This is a genomic window from Streptomyces sp. NPDC059875, from assembly GCF_042731085.1.
Classification (GTDB): Bacteria; Actinomycetota; Actinomycetes; order Streptomycetales; family Streptomycetaceae; genus Streptomyces.
In genome coordinates this window covers 241511-263197 of sequence record NZ_JBHWJZ010000006.1, presented here as the reverse complement: position 1 = coordinate 263197, position 21687 = coordinate 241511, and the positions used below count along the sequence as shown (strand labels likewise).

Genomic DNA, 21687 nt, shown 5'->3' with positions numbered 1-21687 from the left:
GCCAGCCAGGGTAGCCCGCGTGGCCGGATGTCCCTTGTGCGGGCCACCGAGCGAGACGGTCCTACTCGTTCGTGTATTCCTCCACAACCGTGGCTCCGAGCTCGCGCACGATCAGGTCGTGGCCGGAGAGGGCGGAGTCGACGAGGTCGGGATCGTCCTCCTCCGGTACGTCGTCCTCGGGCGCGACGGGCGGCGGCGCGTGGTGGACGGGCGCGGGAGCCTGGGGCTGCGACTGCGGTACGGGAGCGGCCGCGGGCGCCTGCTGGTGCTGGGCGGGCGGGGGCTGCTGCCCCTGCGGCGCCTGCGGGGCCTGCGGGCTCTGCTGCGGCGGGGTCCACTGCTGCTGCGGGGCGGGGGCCTGGGCCGGCCGGCCGCCGCCGAAGTTGGCCGCGGCGGGGGGCGGTGTGGCGCCGCCCGAGGGATCGATGATCGCCTCGATCTTCCACTGCACGTTGAACTGCTCGGCCAGCACCTGCCGCAGGACGTCCTCGCTGCCGCTGCTCGCGAAGTTGTCGCGGGCGCCGGCGTTGAGGAAGCCGAGCTGGAGCGTGGTGCCGTCGAACCCGGCGACCTGGGCGTTCTGGCTGAGCAGGATCCAGGTGAAGCGGCGCCGGTTCTTCACGGCGTCGAGGATCGGCTGCCACATGTTCCGCACTTGGGCGGCGCCCTGGGCCATGTCGCCGGCAACGGGAGCCGGTGTCGGGGCCGCGGGGGTGGGGGCGGCCGCCGGCTGGGGCGCGGGGGCGGCCGGGGCGGAGGCGCCCGGCCAGGCACCGGGGGCGGGGGCCCCGGGAGTGGCGGCACCGGGCCAGGCACCGGGGCGGGGCGCGCTCTCGGGCTGTGCGGGCTGCTGCTGTACGGGGGCGGGCTGCTGCTGCACGGGCGCGGGGGCGGCAGCCTGCTGGACCGGGGCGGGCGGGGGCGGGGCCATCGGCGTGTGGGCCTCGGGCCCGGGGACGTACCCCATGGCGGGCGCGGGCGCACCGGTGGTGAAGACGGGCGCCGGACCGGACGCGGCGCCGCGCTCGAGACGGTCGATCCGGGCCTGGAGCGACCGCTCGTCGTCGAAGGCGGCGGGCAGCAGCACGCGCGCGCAGATCAGCTCCAGCTGGAGCCGCGGCGAGGTGGCGCCGCGCATCTCGGTCAGCCCCGTGTTGACGAGATCGGCCGCCCGGCTGAGCTCGGCCGCGCCGAACACGGACGCCTGCGCCTGCATGCGCTCCACGACGTCCACCGGGGCGTCGATCAGCCCCTTCTCGGCGGCGTCGGGCACGGCGGCGAGGATCACGAGGTCACGGAGCCGCTCCAGCAGGTCGGCGACGAAGCGCCGGGGGTCGTTTCCGCCCTCGACGACCCGGTCCACGACCTCGAACGCGGCGGCGCCGTCGCCTGCGGCGAAGGCGTCCACCACCGAGTCGAGCAGGGACCCGTCCGTGTACCCGAGAAGAGAGGTCGCCATGGCGTATGTCACACCGTCGTCGGCGGCTCCGGCCAGCAGCTGGTCCATGACGGACATCGAGTCACGCACGGACCCGGCACCGGAACGCACGACGAGCGGCAGCACGCCGTCCTCGACGGGGATGCCCTCGCGCCCGCAGACCTCGCCCAGGTAGTCCCGCAGGGTGCCGGGGGGCACGAGCCGGAAGGGATAGTGATGTGTACGGGACCGGATCGTCCCGATCACCTTCTCCGGCTCGGTGGTGGCGAAGATGAACTTGAGGTGCTCCGGCGGCTCCTCGACCACCTTCAGCAGGGCGTTGAAGCCCGCCGAGGTGACCATGTGCGCCTCGTCGATGATGTAGATCTTGTACCGGCTGGACGCGGGCCCGAAGAACGCCTTCTCCCGCAGGTCACGGGCGTCGTCCACACCACCGTGCGAGGCCGCGTCGATCTCGATGACGTCGATCGACCCCGGCCCGTTCCGCGCCAGGTCACGGCAGGACTGGCACTCCCCGCAGGGGGTCGGAGTGGGACCCTGCTCACAGTTCAGACAGCGGGCAAGGATGCGCGCACTGGTCGTCTTGCCACAGCCCCGGGGCCCGCTGAACAGGTACGCGTGATTGACCCGGTTGTTCCGCAGGGCCTGCTGCAACGGGTCGGTGACATGCTCCTGCCCGATGACCTCGGCGAAGGACTCGGGACGATAGCGGCGGTACAGCGCGAGAGACGACACGTATACGAGGTTATAGGCGCCCACCGACAACCAGGGCACTCAGAGAATCTCCCGGGAACGCAAGCGCCCCCCACGCACCCGCCAGAGCCGACCTACCCTTGCTGCCTTCCGGCCCTGGGGGAGTTCAGTCAGATAGCGCCACGTGAGGGGCTCCGCCAAGGGTACCTGATTCCAGAGGCCTCTAGGCCCCCCGCTTCCGATCACGAGAGGCGCTTCTGGATCACGTTCGCGAGCACCCCTCAGCGTCTTGTATTGTTTGCGGCGGAGGATTCGCCTAGTGGCCTAGGGCGCACGCTTGGAAAGCGTGTTGGGGGCAACCCCTCACGAGTTCGAATCTCGTATCCTCCGCCAGTGCCTCACCGGGCACGATGTCGAAGGGCCCCACCGCTTGCGGTGGGGCCCTTCTTCGTTGTCCGTCTCAGTTTCCGTCTCACTTGCCCTCGGGCAGGCCCCAGAGAGCTTCGCCGACCTGATCGGCGGTCTTCCTCAGCAGGGCTCTCGTCACGTGCATGTACCGGGCCCGCATCCGCGCGGCACCGCCCGGCTCCCATCCCATGATCGCGTCGACCACGACGTCCGGGACGCCGAGCTGAGCGACCCAGACCGTGAGCGGTGGCACCGCTCCAAGGGGCACAACCATGCAACGGTGATCTCCGCCCGCTTCTAGGACCTGTTCGGCCGATCATGGTTGCGTGCCGTCAGGCACGATGCCGTGGTGAGCATCATCAACATCGAAAGCCCGTGGACGCCCGCTCACCAGGCGGTGGAGTCGAGCGACCACGCCATGCTCACGCGTCTCCTCGACGAGGGCGCCGACGCGAACGAGGTCTGCTGCGCGATGACCCTGCTGGAGCACGCCATCGAACTTGAAGGGGACTCGGCTCTCCAGTCAGGACAACCGATTGACGGCGCCCTCACCGCGATCCTTCTCGCCTACGGTGCTGACCCGACCCTCACCGTCGATGGCAAGACCGCCTACGACATGGCCCGGTTCTACAACCACGACATGGCGATCCGACTTTTGGACCCTTCACCGCCCAGTCACCTTGATCGGCCGGACAGGTCCTAGCCGCGAGCTGTTACAGGTTTCTCTACCTCATCAAGCACCCGGCTGCGCTCCGCGCGCCGCTCCTGCCTTCGGCCCGCTCCGCCCCCGCTGCACCGACGCCCGCCCCTGCAAGACGGGATAGGCCCAAGGGCATGGGTCGAGCCCCAACGGCCGCGGTTCCATCTGTCACCGACATGCCTCCGGCGGGGGCCTCAGGCTCCGGGTTGGCGGGGGCGCCGTACGTGGGTGCCGGCCGTGGGGTGCTGAGGCGGGGAACTCCCATCCCGCCTGCCGTCGACCCAGGACAAGCCGAGCAGACGCGGCACCGGGCCCGCTCCACATACGTGTGGGTCGACGGCAGACGGGATGGGAGCTGGGGCGAGGCGTGGTGAAGGCCATCCCAAAAGCCTGCGGACTGCCCACGTTGCGCCCCGTAATCGCATCGCCTGCCAGAGCGCTAGCTGGCAGAGTTCGGAGTCACTGCAGGTCAAGGCAGTGACTCGCCAAATGCCTTGAGACGGGTATGAGAAGTGTGGAGTTGCCGAATTGAGCTACCCCTACGCACTGGACGACGAGACGCTTTGGGACGCGGGCTACCAGAGCGGCCGGCTCTACTTCTCCCTTGCCCAGGGCGCGGCAGAGCATCTTGAGTTGTCGACCGGTCTGACACGCAATGACCGACTAGGCGGCTGTGACATAGAGCTGCCCACGTTCGAAGTGTTCGTGGAGGGGCTCTACGACTCCTACGCTCGAACCAACAGCGAGGTACTGCAGGGACTGTGGCGCGGCCTGCTGGTCACGTCGCTCGTTCTTCTGGATATGGCGGGATCTTCCATCAGGATGAGCGCCGAACACGAGAAGGCTCTCCGAAGGGAGATGTCATCCGTCGGACGCTCCATGGGGGCGCCGAACTGGAGACAGTACAGCAGCGCCGTCCCGCAACCTCAGCAACCGCCCACGCCCGGTAGCGTCCATCAGGCGTCCAGTAGTGGCCGGAATGGCCACTGACCGATCCAGCTAGAGCTACGGATCAGGTGCGCGGTCGGCGCTGGCAGGTGATCTCTTGGCCATCAGCGAAGCCCGACCGTCGGTTAGGTCCCGGACCATTCTCCGGGCCGCCCCCAGACAGGCCGGGGATGCAACCATTCCCTCCAGAGCTGGAACCCCCGGAAGCCGACCGCGCGCTTGAGACCATAGAGGCCGGCACTGACAACGACCGTGTCAACAGTCGGCCGTTGAGCGGTGAGTGTCCAACTGCGTGACAACGCCGACGAACAGCAGCCCAAGGAAAGGCTCGCACCCGAGTTGCTTCGGGACGAAGAGGTCCCCGTGCCATATCCGTGCCAGATCGTGCAGGGAATCACGGGGAACAAGGGGCGTTGTCGGACTCTGGGGTGTAGATCAGCTCCCGCAGCATCTGTGCATGTCAGGCATGGCACGGCCCTCCCGCTCTCCTAAAGCGGTGGTTCTCTGACGAACCGCGGCCAGCTGGCGCAGGCCACCAGTGCGCTGCCGTCCTCGGTGAGGAAGAGCAGGGACGTCCATGTCCGATCGGCAGAATCGATCAGCCCTGTGCGCACGGGCTGGCCATGTTCGCGGACGAGCTGCACTGCTCGTTCCAGCCCAAGAGGTTCGAATCCGTGCATCCGCATGCGCTGAAGTCGGCGCTTGAAGACTCCAGCATGCGCGCCAGCGGGTTGTGCCCGGTCTCCCACGCTGTAGGTGGCGCCGCTGCGGAGGAGGGCCAGAGCTATCACGGACGCCTCGTCGTCACCGGCCAACAGCGATTCCAGCACATGCCGTTCCATGGTCACCCCGTCTGGATCCTGCGGTACGGCAGCCAGGTACCGCAACCCGAGCAATCGCCCGCGTCCAGTAGCGCCCCTACAGGGCTTGGTAGCGGCCGGTATGGCCGTCGCTGACCGATCCGGCTAGAGCTACGGATCAGAAGGGTCGGGAGATCCCGTGAGCTTCGAGTGCTGCCGTGTAGCGCTGGAGCTTCGCGCCCAGGTCGGCCTGGAGGAGGCTGGCCACGTGCTGCGCCTCCTTCAGGTCGCCGGCGGCGCACAGTTCGACGAGCTCGGCGACATTGCTCTGCAGGATGCTGAGGGTGTCCCCCTGGATCAGGACGCCGGGGAAGTTGCGGCGCGGGAGGCGGACCACGGCGTCGTTGCCGCCGTCGGTGAACAGCTCGGCCTCAACTCGTTCCATCGCTACCCCCGTCTCAGTTTCCGTCTCATTCAGCTCCGTTCACGGGGGTTCAGGGCAGGCCCAGACCCGGTACCGGCTGAGCCGCCGACCTCGCACGAACGCAGGTGAACAGCCTCGTACACGACGCCGTGCAGCATCAACAGACTTGGAAAGCGGGTTGGGGGCAACCCCTCACGAGTTCGAATCTCGTATCCTCCGCCAGTGCCTCACCGGGCACGATGTCGAAGGGCCCCACCGCTTGCGGTGCGGCCCTTCGACGTACCTCGGTCTCAGCCCGCAGCCGCCGTGGCGGGTTCTGCCGGTGCCGAGGGCAGGCTGCGGAGTCGGCTGACCGGGGACAGGACGAGCGCGATCAGTACCGCAGCAGATCCGACCGCCGCCACGGTCAGCGCGTCCTGGGCGCCGATCCGGCCGGAGAGCAGGCCCGCGGACAGGCCGCCGAGTGCGCCGCCGCCGAACAGCAGGGTGCGGAAGACCGCCGTCATCCGGCCCATCATCGACTGCGGGGTACTCGCCTGGCGCAGGCTGACGATGACGACGCCTGCGACGCCGAGTCCCAGGTAGGTGGTGAAGAAGGAGAGGACGAACATCCCCACCATCACCGGCCGGGGGCCGGCGGCCAGGACGATCAGCATCGGGCCGATGAGGAGGGTCGCCTGGGCGACGAGATAGACCCGCCCGAGCCGGAAGCGCCGGATGATCTTGCGGGAGATCGCCGCGCCGATCAGTCCGCCCACGGAGGCGGTGGCGAAGATGCCGCCGAGGGTCGTCGAGTCCAGGTGCAGGTCGCGTGTTCCGTACAGCAGGAACATCGTCCATACGGTGACCATGGAGAAGTTGCAGCAGAACCCGATCAGGGCCAGCGACCGCAGGACCGGGTTCTTCAGGACCCAGCGCAGGCCGTCCCGGAGTTCGGTCGGCACATGCCGTCGTACGGCCGGGGGCGAGGGGCTTGGCTCGGGCGTGCGGATGAGCAGCAGCGAGATCAGGGACACCAGGTAGGAGAACGCGTCGACGATCAGCGCCACGGGCGCGGTCAGGGCGCCGACCAGGACACCCGCGAGCCCGGGTCCCGCCACATCGGCCGCCGACGAGCTCATCCCCATCTTGGCGCCGGCTTCGACGTAGTGCTCGGGGTCGCGTACGAGAGTGGGCACGTACGACATCCAGCTCACGTCGAACAGCACCGAGGCGACACCGACGGCGCAGGCGATCACCAGGAGCGAACCCATGCTGAGCGCGTCCGTCCAGTACAGGACGGGCACGAGGGCCAGCAGGACCATCCGGACGAGGTTGGCGCCGAGCATGATCCGCCGACGCCGGGCGCGGTCCACCCAGACCCCGAAGACCAGGGCGAGTCCGAGGTACGGGACGAGCTGCAGGAAGCGCAGGACACCGACCTGCTCGTCGGTGGCGTCGAAGGCGATGATCGCGGTCAGCGGCAGGGCCAGGTTCGTGACCTGGGTGCCGAGGAGCGAGAGGGTCTCGCCGAGCCAGAACTTGAGGAAGTCGCCGTTGCGCCAGAGGCTTTGCCCGGACGGTTCTGCGGTGCGTGTCTGCGTGGCGGTCATCGCCGTCCCTGGCGGGCGAGGTCCGCGACCGCGTCCGCGACGTGGTCCACTTCCTCCTCGGTGTTGTAGTAGTGCGGCGACAGGCGCAGACACCAGTCCACGTCCTTGTCGCCGAAGTCGAACTGCGCGAACTCGCGGAAGCTGAGCGCCGAGTTGATGCCGCGGGCATCCATGGCCGCCTTGAACGGCTGCGGCTGCCAGCCCTCCACGCCGAAGGTGACGAGCGCGGCAAGACGCGGGCCGCGGTCGAGCACGCGCACCCCCGGAATCGGTGCGAGCCGGTCGCGCAGCCGGGCCGCGAGCGCCGGTGTGCGCTGCTCGATGGCCTCGATGCCGACCTCGCGGGCATAGCGCGTCGCGGCGGCGCTGCCGAGCACCGTGGCGTAGGGGAACTCCCACTCCTCGAACCGGGCCGCCGTCCCGACGGGCTCGTAGCCTCCCGGCTCGGTCCAGCGAGCGCCGTGCATGTCGATGAACAGCGGTTCGTAGCCCGCGCGCAGGACGCGGTCGGAGACGTACAGGAATCCGGAGCCGCGCGGGCCGCGGAGGAATTTGCGGCAGGTGGCGGTGAGGAGGTCGCAGCCGATCTCCTCGACGTCGATGACGAACTGGCCCACCGACTGGCAGGCGTCGACCAGGTAGAGCAGGTCCAACTCGCGGCAGTGGCGGCCGATCTCGGCGACCGGCGAGACCAGCCCGGAGTTGGTGGGGACATGGGTGGCGGACACCAAGCGCGGGCGGTGGGTCCGCATCAGCGCGGCCATCGCCTCCACGTCGACCCCGCCCTCGGGCGCGTCGGGCGCGTGGACGATGCGTACGCCGAATCGCTTGCGCAGGGACAGGAAGGCGATCTGGTTGGAGACGAAGTCGTCGCGGGTGGTGAGGATGACGTCGTCGGCCTCGAACGGGATCGACGAGAGGGCGTTGGCGTAGGCGTGTGTGGCGCTGCCCGCGAAGGCGATGTTGTCGGGCGTGGTGTTGATGAGGGCGGCGATCTCCGTGTAGAACCCGCGGACTTCGGCGGCCTGGGCGGCCGATGCCTCGTAACCGCCGATCCGTGCCTCGAGGTTCAGATGGCCGACCATCGCGTCGAGGACCGGGGCCGCCAGCAGGCCACAACCCGCGTTGTTGAAGTGGATGACCTGGCGGCACCCCGGGGTGTCCGAGCGCAGGGCGGCGACGTCCAGCTGAAGTGCTTCCGAAGCAGATCCAGTAGCGCTATTCTCATCTCTCATGAATGACGGTAGCACTTCTGGGGAGTTGGCCGACAGACTCCGTACGCTGCTCTCCCGGCTTTCGCCCGGCGACCGGTTGCCGAGCAGCCGGGAGTTGATCAAGGAGTACCGGGTCGGCCCCGCGACCGTGGCGCGGGCCATCGCCGCACTGGCCGCCGAGGGCGCGGTGGTGACCCGTCCGGGCAGTGGGACGTACGTGGCGCAGCGCACCCGGCTCGGCGCCGAAGCCACTGCCGCCGACACGGACTGGCAGACGGTCGCCCTCACCGACCGCGCCGTCGACACCCACCTGATCGCCGACCCGCTCGGCCCGCCGCCGGCCGGGACGATCACCATGGACGGCGGTTACGTGCACCGCTCGCTCCAGCCCACCCGGGCCCTGAGTGCGGCGCTGGCGCGGGCGGCACGCCGCCCGGACGCCTGGGACCGCGCCCCGGCCGGCGGCCTGATGGCGCTGCGCACCGTGTTCGCCCAGATCATCGGCGGCAGTGTGGCACCGGAGGACGTGCTCGTCACCGCGGGCGGGCAGAGCGCGCTGTCGATCGCGTTCCGGGCCATCGCCGGGCCGGGCAGCCCGGTCCTGGTGGAGTCGCCCACCTATCCCCGGGCTCTGGCCGCGGCCCGCGCCGCGGGGCTGCGGCCGGTGCCGGTGCCGCTCGACGCCGACGGTGTCCGGCCCGACCTGCTGGCCGACGCGTTCGCGATGACCGGCGCACGACTGCTGTACTGCCAGCCGACCTACCAGAATCCGACCGGCGCCGTGCTGGCGCCCGAACGACGCGGCCAGGTCCTCGATGTGGCGCGCGCTTCGGGTGCGTTCGTGATCGAGGACGACTTCGCGCGGCACCTGGGACACGGCGGCCCGGTGCCGCGGCCGCTGGTCGCCGACGACCGCGACGGCACGGTCGTCCACGTCACCTCACTCACCAAGCCCGCCGCACCGAGCCTGCGGATCGGGGCACTGGTGGCCCGTGGACCGGTCATGGACCGCATGCGCGCGGTGCGCCTGGTCGACGACTTCTTCGTCACCCGCCCACTGCAGGAGTCCGCGCTGGAGGTGCTCAGCTCCCCGTCCTGGGACCGGCACGTCCGGTCTCTCGGCACGGCGCTCCGGGAGCGGTGCGCCGTGCTGGCCGCCGCGATCACCCAGGAAGTCCCCGGCGCGGCCCTGGCCGCGCTGCCCACGGGCGGACTTCACCTGTGGGTTCGCCTGCCGCCCGGCGTGGACGACACCGTACTGACGAGCGCCGCCCGGCAGCGCGGCGTGGCCGTGAGCGCCGGCAGCCGTTACTTCGCCACCGAGCCGCCGGCGGCCCACCTGCGGATCGGATTCGCCGCGACCGCCGACCACGCCGAGCTGACCGAGGGTGTACGTCGGCTGGGAGCCGCGCTTGCGGATCTCGGCCCTGGGCAGGAGTGAGGCGCATCGCCAATGTCGAAGGGCCCCACCGCGAACGGTGGCGCCCTTCGACGTCGGCGGTCGCATCCCGGGGGTCAGGGCGTCCCCGCCCGATCAGAATTCACCTGGTCAGAAGTCACCTGGTCAGAAGTCACCTGGTCAGAACCGCTCGCCCGACCAACGCTCGGAGTACGCTGAAAGTACCGGGAGTAACTCGAACACCCGCTCCCACGCGGACGTCGTTTCCGGCGATCAAGACACTGGGCCGCCCTGCAGGACGGCCCGGAGACGGGTCCGCATCATGACCACGACCCTCGCTCCCACGCTGTCGCCGCGCCTTGCGCTCACGCCGAAGACTTCTCGCACGGGTCTGTTGGACGGCGCGTGGTGGCCTCGTTCACGCGATCTCGCAGCCGAGCTTCCGCTCCTCGTCGACGCACTGGAAGGGCGCTGGGGACGCATCACGCGCGTCATGGTGAACCCCACCCGCTGGCCCGTCGTCCCGCACAAGGTTCCCGTCACCGGGCACACCGTGCACGTCGGCTGGTTCACCGAACAGGATCCCGACAAGGTGATCCTGCTCTCCTACACCGTCGGCCGCTGCGACCTGCTGGTGATCCCGCCCGAGACCGAACCCGCCGCAGCCGCCCGGCTGATGACCGCCGCAGCCATCCCCGGCAGCCTTCTCACCACCGTCACCCTCATGTCCGACGAAACCGCGATCGGCCGCCGTCTGCGCGACGGCGCCCGCGACGACGCCCAAGGCCGGGAGGACGTCGACGACGCCCGAGGCCGGGTCGACGACGCCCGAGGCCGGGAGGACGTCTGGGAGACCGACGGCGGGGCCTCCCCTCCGCCCCTCCGGCATCCGGTCGTCGGGGCACGGATGATCCCCCTGCCCCGGAACAAGTGGGGGTGGTGACGTCATGGAGACCTTCGTCCTGATCGCGGCGGCCGCCCTCGTGATCGCCCTGGGCATGTTCCTGATCCACCGACTCAACGCCGAGCACGCCGCACGCATCGAGGCCCACCACTTCAGCGACCCCTTCCCGGCCATCAGCCGCCCACCCGGCTACAGCCGCAACGGGCCGACAGGACAGACCCCCGGCCGCAGGCGTACAGGCACCTGGCCCTGACCCGACCTGACCGTGGCCCTGGCCCTGGCCCTGACCCTGGCCCTGACCCTGACCCGACCTGACCTGACCTGACCTGACCCGCACCTCAGACCACTCCTCCGACCGAAGGCCGCGGGTGGGGCACCCGACACCCGGGACAACCCACCCACCGGCCTCTCGCTCGCCCCTGAAGGGACGACACACCTTGTACCCCACCGACACCGCGACCCTGCCCTCGGCCGGACACGCCGAGATCCGCATCGTCGCCGCCACCCCCGAAACCGCCCGCGCTGTGGCCGAGTTGCTCCGCCACACCTTCGCCGGCACGGAACAGCGCAGCTACCCCGTTCCCGAAGGCGGCACGCGGCTCCACCTCACCGTCGACACCGAGTCCGTCGCCGAACCGTCCCACTCCTGGTTGGGCACCAGCAGGCCGTCCACCGGCACCGGCACCCACGTCGACGAAGTCTGAGAAGCGCACACCGCCACGCACACCGGGTCACCAGGCGGCTGACATCCCGCCGGGTCCCGATCAGCAGATCGACATGGTCCGTACGTAGCCGCCGAAGTTCTCGTCGTCCGTGCCGAGGACGCCGTCGCCCGCGGCGGATCCGGGCAGGCACTCCACCGCCTCGATCTTGTACTGCGGGAACGTCCCGAGCACGGTCGGGGAGGCGTCGAGCGCGACCCGGACCCGGCCCGACGTGGACACGGTCACCCGGCCTGCGTCGGTCAGCGCCGAGTCGAAGGGGCCGTCGTCGCCGGCGTCCGCCGCCGAGCTGACGAGGACGCGGCCGGCGTCGGTCACCACGATGTCGGAGATGTGCCGCGTTCCGCCGTCGGTCGGGTACGGCGCCCGGTAAGCGCGGCGGGTCACGGCCCCGAACAGCGGCTGGCCCCACGACGCGAACGTCAGCGGCGCCGCGTACAGCGTGGCCGGACGGTCCGCGCCCGCGCCCCGGTCCGCCCAGAGGGCGGCGAGCTTCCCGTTCTGGGCGACGAGCGCGAAGCTCTCGAAGTCGTCGCCCTCGCCGATCGCCGGCAGCGGCGTGTAGTCGACGACCGTCGCCGTGGAGCCGCTGACCTTCAGGCGGTACACGATGCCGCGGCCGGTGAGCGCCACGTACTCCCCCGGCATCCCGGGGATGGCCTCGATGGCCTCCAGATCGACGGGTTCCGGACCGTCCCAGGTGATCGGGGCGACCGTGTCGGAGCCCTCCCCGTGGGTGATCCGGGACAGGCGCTGCTGCCCGGTCCGCTTGTTGTCGTGCACGGCCAGCAGGTGCACCCCGCTTCCGTCCGCGGTCCGGCCCTCGTACGCGAGGCCGCTGACGCCGCTGCGGGCGTCGGCGCCGACCTGCTGCCACGCACCGGCCGCACCGGACGGTGCGGTGCCGAGCACCGCGAGGAGGGTGGTCGCCGCCGCGAGCGAGGCCGTGCGTCGCACCATCGGGAGTTCCACGGGTCGCTCACCTTCTGTCCGATCAGACGCGAGGTCACGCGTCGGGCGCCAGGTTATTGATCATGGTGAGCTCCCCGCAGTGCCGCTTACGCCGTTCGCCGGAGCGCGAAGGCGCACTCGGCAGGCGCGTGTGGAGTGGAGCCCGTGCCGTCCCCGCCGCCCGTGCCGTCCCCGCCGCCCCCACCGCCCGTGTCACCGGTCACCCCCACTGATACGGCTCCCAGGCGTTCGACCCCAGGGGGAACTGGTACGTGGGCATGTTCGCCGTGGCGCTCGTGGTGAAGGGCCGGCCCCGGTCGTCCACCCGGAGCACGCCTCTGCGACCGCCGCTGCTCCACTCCAGCTCCAGGTACCACTTCACGCTTCGGCCCCGCGTGTGCGCGGTGATCGTCAGTACCTGCGGGTCGCTCGCGGACACCTTGTACGGGAAGTCCGACGCCGGGCGGTACTCGTCGCCCTTCCACCCCGCCACAGGGACGGGCCGCGGCCGGGCCGCGTCCAGGTTGATGTCCAGGCTCTGCAGGCGCGCGTCCCCGCCGCAGCCGACGCCCATCGCGTACACGTTGCCCGGCAACGGCGCGGACGTGTCGACCGTTCGTACGTGGAGGGCCTGGAGGACGACCGTGTCGTCACCGAGCCCCTGGAGCGACACATCGATCACCATCTCGCCCCCGGGAACCCCGCCCAGGGGGGTGACCCAGCCCCGCGCGTCCTGCGGGGAGGGCGGTGGCGGCATGCGCTTCGGGTCCTGGTCCACCACGTAGAACTGGCTGCACGGGTCCTTCCATACGTACGGATTGACGTCCACCGCCAGGGGCACCTCGGGCGGCCTCTGCCTCCCCGTGGACGTGTCGCCCCCCTTCCCGCCGGAACCGCTGCCTCCGGTGGGCGTGACCGTGCCGGCCGACGAGGGCCCGGCAGGCGTCGGGCTGCCGGGCGTGGCGCTGCTCGCGGCCGGGCCACCGGGCGGGCGTGCGGCGGTGGAGGGCGCCGCGGAGCTCCCGGCCGCGCCGAGTTGGTCACTGGAGGCCTCCGGCGTACTGGGCCAGAGGGTGGTGGTGGCGAACGTCGCGACGGCGACGGTCGCCGCGACTACGGCGGCCAGCGTCCAGAGACGCCGCCGGCGGCTGGTCCGGGCGGGGGCGGCGGGAGCGGCGGGAGCGGTCGGCTCGGGAAGCTCCTCGTCTTCTGACTCCCGTACGGACTGCGGTTCCTGGGAGTCGGCGTCCGCGGGCGCCGGTACGGCCGGGACCGCCGACACCGCTGGCACCGCCGACTCTGCCGCCGCAGCCGTAGCGGTCTTGGCCCGACGGCGGGTCTCGTCCGCCACGATCCAGAGGCGGTGGAGCCGTAGGAGCTCCTCACGGTTCGCCCCGCACAGCCGCGCGATCTTCTCCAGGGGAGCGAAGTCCGTCGGCACGGCGTCGCTGTTGCAGTAGCGGTGCACGGTCGACGGACTCATGTGCATCTGCTTGCCGAGGGCGCCGTAGCTGAGCCCGGACCGTTCCTTCAACTCCCGCAGAAAGCCGGCCAGGTCCTGGCTGTCCATCCCCACCCCGAGTGGTCCCTTCCGGTCGCCGTGCCGTTCGACGTCGCATTCGACGTCCCAGGCGGGCGTTCCAGGGGGAACCCGTTTCCCCAGGTCAACCCCCGTACGAGCATTCGCCCGTACGACATTCTCTCCCGTCGCTGGTGCGAATGCGAAGGCGGCGCACAAGGTGAGTGCAGCGCCGCTCGGACCGGGCGCTTCCACTGATCCACCGTCACCACCACTCATCCAACGGGGGAACAACCTCATGCGTACGTTCGACATCCGCCGCACCGTCCTGGCCGCCACCGTCCTGACCGCCGCGCTCGCCACCACCGCCTGCGGCGCCACTGAGACGGGCAAGGCCCCCTCCTCCGACGCGGCGGGGAAGGGCCCGTCCGTGACGTCGACGGCGACCGCTTCGCCCTCGCCCAGCCAGTCCGGCGCGACGTCCTCGAACTCCGGCGGAACGAACTCCGGCGGCAAGCAGAGCACCGGGGGCACGAGCACCGGCACGAACACCGACGGGAGCACCGGCGGGAGCACCGGCGGGAAGCAGACCACCGGCGGCGCCAAGCAGCCGGCCGACGGCCCGGTCAAGGCCGTCACCTGCACCGGCGACAACAACAGGGTCGTCGTCACGCGGCCGACCCGCCCCATCAACCACCTGCTGATCACCGCCACCAACAAGGGCTCCGTGCCCTGCGACCTCTACAGCGCACCGCTCCTGCGCTTCGACGAGGAGCAGGCCGCCACCGCCATCGACGACGGCACCAAGCAGCAGAGCGTGATCCGGCTCGCCCCGGGCCAGTCCGCGTACGCCTCCGTGATCCTGATGGCCGAGCGCACCGGCAGCGAGGTCAACGGCCGCACCACGTCCCGGCTCGGCGTGAACTTCGCCTCGCGCGACGCGTCCGGCTCCGTCGGCCGGACGGCGTCCGTGACCCTCCCGGCCGACACCTACAAGACCGACGACGCCAAGGTCACGCACTGGGTGACCAGCCTGGACGAGGCGCTCACGTACTGAAGAGCAACACCCCCGGGCCGGATCCGGGGCCGCGTACCCGACCGGACCTGGCCCGGCTTCCCGCCCCGACCCGGAAATCCGCACACCCTGAAGCGGAACTGGCGGTAGGTCGTGCCACCGTCCGAAGCCCCCACCGTTCGCGGTGGGGCCTTCGGACGTACATCCCGCCGCTACAGCTGCACCGGGCAGGGGCGGTACTCGAGGCTCAGTTCGCGGTCGACGGCGTAGCTGGTGCGCATGGAGGCGTCGGTGACCTTCTCCCAGGAGCCGTACTTGGCGTAGAGCTGGTCCGCGGTGGGGCCGAGGGGGTTGCCGTACTTCGCGATGTTCCGCTCCTCCAGGATGCGGACCTCCTGCGGGGTCATGCCCGCGCGGGTGATCTCCTTGGCCTGGTTGCGCATGTCGACCAGTTCCCGGGCGATCTCCTCCTCGGAGGCCCCCGCCGCGCGCATGTTGGCCTCGGTGCGGTGCATGTCCTCCAGGAGGTCGTGGTACCGGATCCGGGTCCTCTGGGCCTCGACCTTCTCGTCCATCGGCATGGCCCGGATACGGCACACCACCGGGTCCGTACTGGGACAGGGGTCGTCGGCGGCGACGGGGCGGGCGAGCGGGGCGGTGATGATCGAGCCGCAGGCCTCCCCCGCGGTGGCCGCGGAGGAGGCGGCTGTGGTCAGCAACGCGACGGCGGCCACGAACGGGACGAGGACGCGGCGGGGCAGCGAAGTGGGAATGCGCATGCGCGCATCCTTGGGGGCGGAGCCGCGCCGGTTCACGCAGGCACACCGGTGATCACCCCTACGGGGCGGCGGCGCTCATCGGCGGCGCTCATCGGGGGAGGTCGGTGGGGGCAGGTCCGGGGAAGGTCGGGGGACGTCCGGGGGACGTCCGGGGGGACGTCGGTGGGTCAGCTCGGCAGGCGCAGGGCCAGGCCGTCCAGGACGACCTCGAGCCCGTACGCGAACTTGGTGTCGCGAATCTCAACCGGATCGGCGGCCAGGGTCGCCTGGTAGGCCTCGGTCAGGTGGTCGTGGCCTACCGCCGCCTCTTGGGCGGCGGGGGTGAGGCGGGCGATGAACTCGGCCTCCGTCTCGCCGGAGCGGGCGACCGTCGTGAGCCAGGCCGCCTCCGTCGTACTCATGCCGATGACGTACCCCAGGAGGGTCTCGATCGCCCGGCTCGGCTCCGGGAAGCCGACGGCCGTGAAAAGAGTGGCCAGTCGCTCCGAGTACGCCATGAGGTTGGGACCCAGGTACGCGAGGCCCGCCTGGCCGAGGACCGAGGTCAGCCAGGGGTGGCGCAGAGCCGACGCGCGGAACGAGCCGGCGGCCTCGGTCGCGGCGGCGCGCCAGTCCGGGCTGTCGGCGGGCGGTACGGCGATCTCGCCGAAGACCTCGTCCACCGCGAGCTCCATCAGCTCGTCCTTGGTGGCGACGTGCCGGTAGAGGGAGGTCGCGCCGGCGTTCAGGCGGGCGCCGAGCTTGCGCATGCTCAGCGCGTCGATGCCGTCGGCGTCCAGCATGGCGATCGCCTCGCGGACGATCGCGGCGCGGCTGAGCGCGGGCTGTTCGGACGCGGCCTGCTGCCGGGCCCACACGGACGGGATGGGGTTCGTCTTGGCGGCCATGACCCTCCTTCGGTGCGTACAGCGTTCGCATTCAGCGTACAGGAGTGAGGGCTTGCGCACGGCGTACGCGTCTGCGTACAGTGTTCGCACCGAAGGAACACCGTGCGCAGCCGAGAGGAACAAGAGGAACTCCCATGGAAACCGTCCGTAATCCACGCCGCTGGTGGATCCTCGTCGTGCTGTGCCTCAGCACGCTGGTCCTGGTCGTCGACAGCATGGCGCTGACGGTCGCGGTGCCCTCGATGACCGAGGACATCGGCGCGAGCGCCCAGGACATCCAGTGGATCCTCGACTCCTACATCCTGGTCTTCGCCGGCCTCCTGCTGACCTCCGGAAGCCTCGGCGACCGGTTCGGCCGACGGAAGATCATGATCATCGGCCTGCTGCTCTTCGGCCTGGCGTCACTGGCGGCGACCTTCGCCGACAACCCCGGTGAGGTCATCGCCGTACGCATCGCGATGGGCGTCGGCGGAGCGCTGATCATGCCCTCGACGCTGTCGATCCTCATCACCGTCTTCGAGGAGGACGAGCGCAGCAAGGCGATGGCGGCATGGGGTTCGGTGTCCATGCTCGGCCTGGTCGGCAGCCCGGTGCTCGGCGGCGTGCTCATCGACCACTTCTCCTGGCAGTCGATCTTCCTCATCAACGTCCCGGTCGTCGTGCTGGCCGTCATCGCGGCGCTCACCCTCATGCCGGAGTCCAAGGGCCCGTGGCAGAAGCCGGACCCGCTCGGCGCGATCCTCTCCGTGGTCGGCATGACCGCCCTGATCTGGTGGATCATCGAGATCCCGCAGCACGGCGCCTTCGAGGGCCGGTCGGCCGTCACCCTGATCGTCGCGGTCGCCGCGCTCGCCGGCTTCGTGATCTGGGAGAACGTCACCCCCTCCCCGATGGTCCCGCTGGTCCTCTTCAAGCACCGCAACTTCAGCGGCGGTTCGCTCTCGCTGACCCTCGTGCAGATCGGCAACGGCGGCCTGCTGCTGGTCCTCACCCAGTACCTGCAGTTCGTCCTCGGCTACTCGCCGGTGAAGGCGGGCCTCGCGTTCATGCCGCTGGCCGTCGCCGCCCTGATCGGCAACGCCGCCGGCGCGGGCCTCGCCGCGAAGATCGGCTACCGCTGGCTGGTCCTCGGCGGAATGCTCGTCATGGCCGCCTCGTTCACCCTGCTGACCACGGTCGACGCCACCTCCGGCTTCACCGTCCCGGCCGTCGCACTCGGCCTGCTCGGCCTCGGCGCCGGCCTGGCGATGCCGGCCGCGGTCGGCGCGCTGATGGGCACGATCCCGACGGAGAAGGCGGGCGTCGGCTCGGCCCTGAACGACACCATCCAGCAGGCCGGCACCGCGCTCGGCATCGCGATCCTCGGCTCGCTCCTGTCGAGCCGCTTCGCCGCCGAGATGCCGGCGGACGCCTCGGAACAGGCCAAGGACTCGATCGGCGGCGCCCTGGCGGCGGCGCAGGGCGACGCGGGCCTGATGAACGCGGCCCGGGAAGCCTTCACGACGTCGATGTCGGCGACCTTCACGATCAGCGCGATCGGGGTCCTGGCGGCGGCGGTACTGGCGGCGGTGGTCATGCGGGACGGGAAGCCGGGGGCGGGGAAGCCGGAGGCGCCGGAGGGCGCGGGTTCGGGTGCGGGTTCGGGTGCGGAGGGCAAGGCGGAGCTCGTGGCCTGACGGGGACGCCGAGCACCTCGGCCTGCACGCGGCGGAAGGCCCCGACCGGGAAACCGGTCGGGGCCTTCGGCGTTCCTCGGAGCGTCTCCGGCCTGTGGCGATGGTCCGACTCGTGTGGTGATTTCACCGGTTCGGGGGGTCCGGGGCGGCAGAGACGTTACGGCGGGTGATGCTCTCCGTAATCGCTGGGACACTTTCCGCAACGCCCGTGTGGGGTGCTCTCAAGGTGGAGGAAACGTGCGGAAGTTGGCGACGGTGGCGGTGGCGGCGGGGTTGTTCCTGGGCGGGATGGGGGTTGCTGTGGCGGATTCCGGGTGGAAGGCCATCGGTCCGATGCGGACCGACGGCGCGGAGCTGCGGGCTGCGCAGTACAAGTTCTGGCCCAAGGGCCAGAACCACGGCGGGTTCCACCTCAAGGGAGCGCTTAGGGACGTCCTGCCCGACGACGGCCACAACGTCTACGCAGAAGTCAGGGTCGAGGGCTACGACTGGAACCGGTTCAGCGGCGTTCAGAAGAAGACCGTCCAGCTGGACAAGGTCGTGTACGACGGCGCCGCCCAGTACACGAAGAACGCTCGGATCCGGGTCTGCCGCGATCGAGGCACCCTGCGGCCGGATGGCTGCACAGCCATCAACTCGTACCACCGCAACTAACCGACGACCGCCTCGTCACGAAGGGACACAACCGTGAACGCCATTCTCCGCGCCGAGGGCGTGGATCTCTTCTACGGGACGCACCAAGCAGTCAGCGGTGCGGACTTCTCGCTGAAGCGCGGGGAGGTGACGGCGGTCATGGGGAGCAGCGGCTCCGGGAAGTCATCACTGCTGTACTGCCTGGCCGGGGTGCTCGCGCCCACGCGCGGCACCGTGGCTTTCGACGGAGTCGCGTTGTCCTCGCTCAGCAACGAAGAGCTGAGCACCATGCGTCGGGAACGGTTCGGATTCGTCTTTCAGTACGGGGAATTGCTGCCCGAGCTGACGGTCGAGGAGAACGCCGCGCTCCCCCTGCGGCTCGCCGGCCAGCGCAAGGCGCCCGCGCACGCGGCCGCCGGGGAGGTCCTCGGACGGCTCGGGATGACCGAGCTGCTCCAGCGCAGGACCGCCCAGCTGTCCGGCGGGCAGAGCCAGCGGGTCGCCGTCGCACGGGCGCTCGTGCATCGGCCGGACGTGGTGTTCGCCGACGAGCCGACCGGTGCGCTCGACAGCGTCAACGCCTCCGCCGTACTGGAAGAGTTCCTGCGTCTCGCGCGGGATCAAGACACCGCCGTCGTCATCGTCACGCATGACCCGACAGTGGCCGAACAGGCCGACAGCCGGTACACGATGGCCGACGGGATCCTGAAATGAACCCGTTCCTGCTCGGCATGCGACTGCTGTGGCGTGGCGGACGCAGAAGCCGGGGCCGTTTCCTGTTGATGGCCATGGGCTGCGCGATCGGGGTCGCCTGTCTGGCCGCCGTCCTCACCATCCCGGCGATCCTCGCCGCCCATGACAACCGGGCTGCCGCCCGTCATCCGCAAGTAACGCACGAAGCGGAACACCCGCCGGCGGCCGGCGACACCTTCGCCATGGCTCCACTTGTGGACTCCTACGGATCCCAGCCGCTCCGCCGGGTCTTCGTCGCCCGCTCGTCCTCCGGTCTTGCCCCGGTCCCCCCTGGCGTGGATCGCCTTCCCGCCCCCGACGAGGTACTTGTCTCACCCCGGCTGCGGGACGAACTGGCGTACCACCCCTCCCTGGCAGGGCTGTTGCCCGGCCGTGTCGCCGGGACGATCGGGCCGGCGGGTCTGACGGGACCGGACGAGCTCTTCGCATACATCGGCAGCACCCGCGCCCAACTGCCTCAGGCAGGAACGGTGGACTACTTCGGGTCGAGGTGGCCGCCGTACACGGTGGTGGATTCGTCCACCCTCGACATCCTTCGGTTCACACTCGCCTGTGTCGTCCTGCTGCCCCTCGCTGTGTTCCTCTCCGTGTGTGCCCGGCTCTCCGCAGAGTCCCGCGCCCGCAGGCTCGCGGCGCTGCGGCTCGTAGGAATGAGCGTCAAAGACACCCTGCGGGTCAACGCCGGCGAGACGGTGTCGGCCGCCTTCCTCGGGGCGCTGCTCGGCGTCGGCGGATACCTCGTCTTCAACGAGATCATGGCGAGGATCGGCCTCCCGGGGCTCCACTGGTACCCGGCCGACGGACGTCCCGAGGCCAGCACGCTCGCTGTCTGCCTGATCCTCTGCCCGGCCCTCGCCTGGTTCGTGGGACGACACAGCGCACGTGCTGCCGCGCGCACTCCGCTCAACGTCCGGCGCACCGCAGAACGGAAGCCGCCCACGATGTACGGAACGCTGCTGCTGATCCCGGGACTCGGCATCATCGGCGGCTACTGCGTGCTCAGCGTGCTGGGGAAGGATCCGTCCGGCGGCTCCCACGACACCCTCCTCGTACCCGCCGCTGTCCTGCTGACCGGAGCCGGGCTGATCTTCGGGCTTCCACCGATCACCATGTGGCTCGCCCGCAGTCTCGCCGGCACCGCACGGTCACTCCCGCTGGCGCTCGCGATGCGCCGCGCCGAAGTGGAGCCGGGCGCCTCGCTCCGCGTGGTCACCGGACTCGTGTTGCTGGTCTTCGCCACGTCCCTAACCCAGGGTGTCCTCGTCGAGCTCGACCAGGTCAGCCGTCGCACAGCGCCGGTGCAGGAGTACGGCGTGCCGCACGCAGGGCTCACGGCGAAGCAAGTCGAGGGGATGACCAAAGCCGACAGCGTGCGGGCTCACGCCGCCACGCTGTCCTCCTGGACTCCCATGGACGACACCGACAGCCCTACGCTGCGTGCCGTGGTCGCCACTTGCGACCAACTCGACGCCTTCGTCGAGTGGTCGAATGGTTGCGTCGACGGGCAGGTTCTCCGGTTGCGCGATTCGACCCTCTTGCCGAACAACGACGCACAACCCGGTCGCGCCTTCCCGTTCCACCTCAGGAGTCGGCAGGTCACCATCACCGTGCCGAGCAAGCACGTAGACCTCCGCGCCTTCGATCCATCCGCCTTCGGGACAGATGTTCTGATTCCCCCCTCCCTCATTCCCTCGGATGAGCTGCCTGCTAGCTCAGAACTCGTCCTCGTCAGTGATGCCGACCCTCAGACCGTCCGCACCACGCTCGACGCCCTCGGTACCATCGCCCCGCTCGCCGAGGTCCGACCCGTAGGCATCGTCATCGAGTCCCTCGCCCAACTCACCGTCATCCGCAGCCTCCTCGCCGCCGGCATGGTCCTAGGCCTCGTCATCAGCGTCGCCGCCTTCGTCGTCTCCGTCGCCGATCGGGCCATGGAGCGACGCGGGCAGGTCGCCGCGCTTGCGTTGCTCGGGGCTCGGGCCGGGACCTTGCGGGTGGTGCAGTGTGTGCAGGTGGTCCTGCCGCTCGGGGTTGGGCTGGGGGCGGCCGTGGTGACCGGGTGGTTGGCCGAGTCGAGTTATCTGATCACCGGGGGTGGGGCCGTGCACTGGGACTGGAGTGGGCTGCCGCTGCTGCTCGTCTGCTGTCTCGGCGTGCTGCTCGCCGCCGCGGCCGCCTCGCTGCCGCTCGTGCGGCGCCATGTCGATCCCGAGCACATCCGGCGCGACTGAC

Annotated in this window: 20 protein-coding genes, 1 tRNA gene, 1 other RNA gene and 1 pseudogene; 12 read left to right on the top strand and 11 right to left on the bottom strand. The window is 70.4% G+C overall.

Annotated elements, in window-relative coordinates:
• Positions 1-61: 61 nt before the first annotated feature.
• Both ACFV9D_RS10390 and ffs read right to left on the bottom strand, forming a co-directional pair.
• A complete protein-coding gene (locus ACFV9D_RS10390) occupies positions 62-2173 on the bottom strand; it encodes a DNA polymerase III subunit gamma and tau (protein ID WP_385143740.1) in 2112 nt (703 codons plus the stop codon).
• A 56-nt stretch (positions 2174-2229) separates the two neighbouring features.
• Positions 2230-2328, bottom strand: an RNA gene (gene ffs, locus ACFV9D_RS10385) — signal recognition particle sRNA small type.
• Positions 2329-2436: 108 nt separating this feature from the next.
• On the opposite strand from ffs, the gene ACFV9D_RS10380 reads away from it, so the two are divergent.
• Positions 2437-2524, top strand: a tRNA-Ser gene (locus ACFV9D_RS10380).
• A 79-nt stretch (positions 2525-2603) separates the two neighbouring features.
• Here ACFV9D_RS10380 and ACFV9D_RS10375 read toward each other — a convergent pair.
• A pseudogene (locus ACFV9D_RS10375) lies at positions 2604-2762 on the bottom strand (site-specific integrase); the annotation flags it as partial.
• 126 nt (positions 2763-2888) lie between these two features.
• Between ACFV9D_RS10375 and ACFV9D_RS10370 the strand changes: the two are divergent.
• Both ACFV9D_RS10370 and ACFV9D_RS10365 read left to right on the top strand, forming a co-directional pair.
• On the top strand, positions 2889-3242 hold the full coding sequence (locus ACFV9D_RS10370) for an ankyrin repeat domain-containing protein (RefSeq protein WP_385143738.1): 354 nt from the start codon (positions 2889-2891) through the stop codon (positions 3240-3242).
• A gap of 525 nt (positions 3243-3767) precedes the next feature.
• A complete protein-coding gene (locus ACFV9D_RS10365; RefSeq protein WP_385143736.1) occupies positions 3768-4229 on the top strand; it encodes a DUF6086 family protein in 462 nt (153 codons plus the stop codon).
• A 446-nt stretch (positions 4230-4675) separates the two neighbouring features.
• Here ACFV9D_RS10365 and ACFV9D_RS10360 read toward each other — a convergent pair whose 3' ends face one another.
• The 4 genes from ACFV9D_RS10360 to ACFV9D_RS10345 form a co-directional block, all read right to left on the bottom strand.
• Entirely contained in the window at positions 4676-5029 is a 354-nt protein-coding gene (locus ACFV9D_RS10360) for a hypothetical protein (protein WP_385143868.1), read from the bottom strand.
• A gap of 136 nt (positions 5030-5165) precedes the next feature.
• Complete coding sequence (locus ACFV9D_RS10355) at positions 5166-5432, bottom strand: DUF6959 family protein (RefSeq protein WP_385143734.1); 267 nt, start codon at positions 5430-5432, stop codon at positions 5166-5168.
• 269 nt (positions 5433-5701) lie between these two features.
• Positions 5702-7003: an MFS transporter gene (locus ACFV9D_RS10350; RefSeq protein WP_385143732.1), complete on the bottom strand. Its 1302-nt coding sequence runs from the start codon at positions 7001-7003 to the stop codon at positions 5702-5704.
• On the bottom strand, positions 7000-8238 hold the full coding sequence (locus ACFV9D_RS10345; protein WP_385143730.1) for an aminotransferase class V-fold PLP-dependent enzyme: 1239 nt from the start codon (positions 8236-8238) through the stop codon (positions 7000-7002). Before ACFV9D_RS10345 ends, ACFV9D_RS10350 begins: the two co-directional genes overlap by 4 nt.
• On the opposite strand from ACFV9D_RS10345, the gene ACFV9D_RS10340 reads away from it, so the two are divergent.
• From ACFV9D_RS10340 to ACFV9D_RS10325, 4 genes are all read left to right on the top strand, one after another.
• Entirely contained in the window at positions 8237-9658 is a 1422-nt protein-coding gene (locus ACFV9D_RS10340) for a PLP-dependent aminotransferase family protein (protein WP_385143728.1), read from the top strand. The two genes, ACFV9D_RS10345 and ACFV9D_RS10340, sit on opposite strands and share 2 nt — an antisense overlap.
• Positions 9659-9938: 280 nt before the next feature.
• Positions 9939-10559 (top strand): DUF5994 family protein, encoded by a 621-nt coding sequence (locus ACFV9D_RS10335; protein ID WP_385143726.1) that lies wholly within the window; start codon positions 9939-9941, stop codon positions 10557-10559.
• 4 nt (positions 10560-10563) lie between these two features.
• Complete coding sequence (locus tag ACFV9D_RS10330; RefSeq protein ID WP_385143724.1) at positions 10564-10773, top strand: hypothetical protein; 210 nt, start codon at positions 10564-10566, stop codon at positions 10771-10773.
• A 184-nt stretch (positions 10774-10957) separates the two neighbouring features.
• Complete coding sequence (locus ACFV9D_RS10325; protein ID WP_385143722.1) at positions 10958-11224, top strand: hypothetical protein; 267 nt, start codon at positions 10958-10960, stop codon at positions 11222-11224.
• 60 nt (positions 11225-11284) lie between these two features.
• Here the strand turns inward: ACFV9D_RS10325 and ACFV9D_RS10320 are convergent, their stop codons facing one another.
• Positions 11285-12214 (bottom strand): hypothetical protein, encoded by a 930-nt coding sequence (locus ACFV9D_RS10320; RefSeq protein ID WP_385143720.1) that lies wholly within the window; start codon positions 12212-12214, stop codon positions 11285-11287.
• Between the two features lie 199 nt (positions 12215-12413).
• Entirely contained in the window at positions 12414-13763 is a 1350-nt protein-coding gene (locus ACFV9D_RS10315; protein WP_385143718.1) for a helix-turn-helix domain-containing protein, read from the bottom strand.
• Between the two features lie 247 nt (positions 13764-14010).
• Between ACFV9D_RS10315 and ACFV9D_RS10310 the strand changes: the two genes are divergently transcribed.
• Positions 14011-14769: a DUF4232 domain-containing protein gene (locus ACFV9D_RS10310; protein ID WP_385143716.1), complete on the top strand. Its 759-nt coding sequence runs from the start codon at positions 14011-14013 to the stop codon at positions 14767-14769.
• 170 nt (positions 14770-14939) lie between these two features.
• Here the strand turns inward: ACFV9D_RS10310 and ACFV9D_RS10305 are convergent, their stop codons facing one another.
• Positions 14940-15506: a hypothetical protein gene (locus tag ACFV9D_RS10305; protein WP_385143714.1), complete on the bottom strand. Its 567-nt coding sequence runs from the start codon at positions 15504-15506 to the stop codon at positions 14940-14942.
• Between the two features lie 167 nt (positions 15507-15673).
• Positions 15674-16393 (bottom strand): TetR/AcrR family transcriptional regulator C-terminal domain-containing protein, encoded by a 720-nt coding sequence (locus ACFV9D_RS10300; protein ID WP_385143712.1) that lies wholly within the window; start codon positions 16391-16393, stop codon positions 15674-15676.
• A 134-nt stretch (positions 16394-16527) separates the two neighbouring features.
• Here ACFV9D_RS10300 and ACFV9D_RS10295 point away from each other — a divergent pair, with 134 nt between their 5' ends.
• The 4 genes from ACFV9D_RS10295 (at position 16528) to ACFV9D_RS10280 (ending at position 21686) form a co-directional block, all read left to right on the top strand.
• A complete protein-coding gene (locus tag ACFV9D_RS10295) occupies positions 16528-18069 on the top strand; it encodes a DHA2 family efflux MFS transporter permease subunit (RefSeq protein WP_385143710.1) in 1542 nt (513 codons plus the stop codon).
• 237 nt (positions 18070-18306) lie between these two features.
• Complete coding sequence (locus ACFV9D_RS10290; RefSeq protein WP_385143708.1) at positions 18307-18723, top strand: hypothetical protein; 417 nt, start codon at positions 18307-18309, stop codon at positions 18721-18723.
• Between the two features lie 33 nt (positions 18724-18756).
• Positions 18757-19416 (top strand): ABC transporter ATP-binding protein, encoded by a 660-nt coding sequence (locus ACFV9D_RS10285; protein WP_385143706.1) that lies wholly within the window; start codon positions 18757-18759, stop codon positions 19414-19416.
• The gene (locus tag ACFV9D_RS10280; protein WP_385143704.1) at positions 19413-21686 is read left to right on the top strand and encodes an FtsX-like permease family protein; all 2274 of its coding nucleotides are present in this window, start codon (positions 19413-19415) and stop codon (positions 21684-21686) included. The genes ACFV9D_RS10285 and ACFV9D_RS10280 overlap by 4 nt, the downstream gene beginning before the upstream one ends.
• The last annotated feature ends 1 nt before the right edge of the window (position 21687 follow it).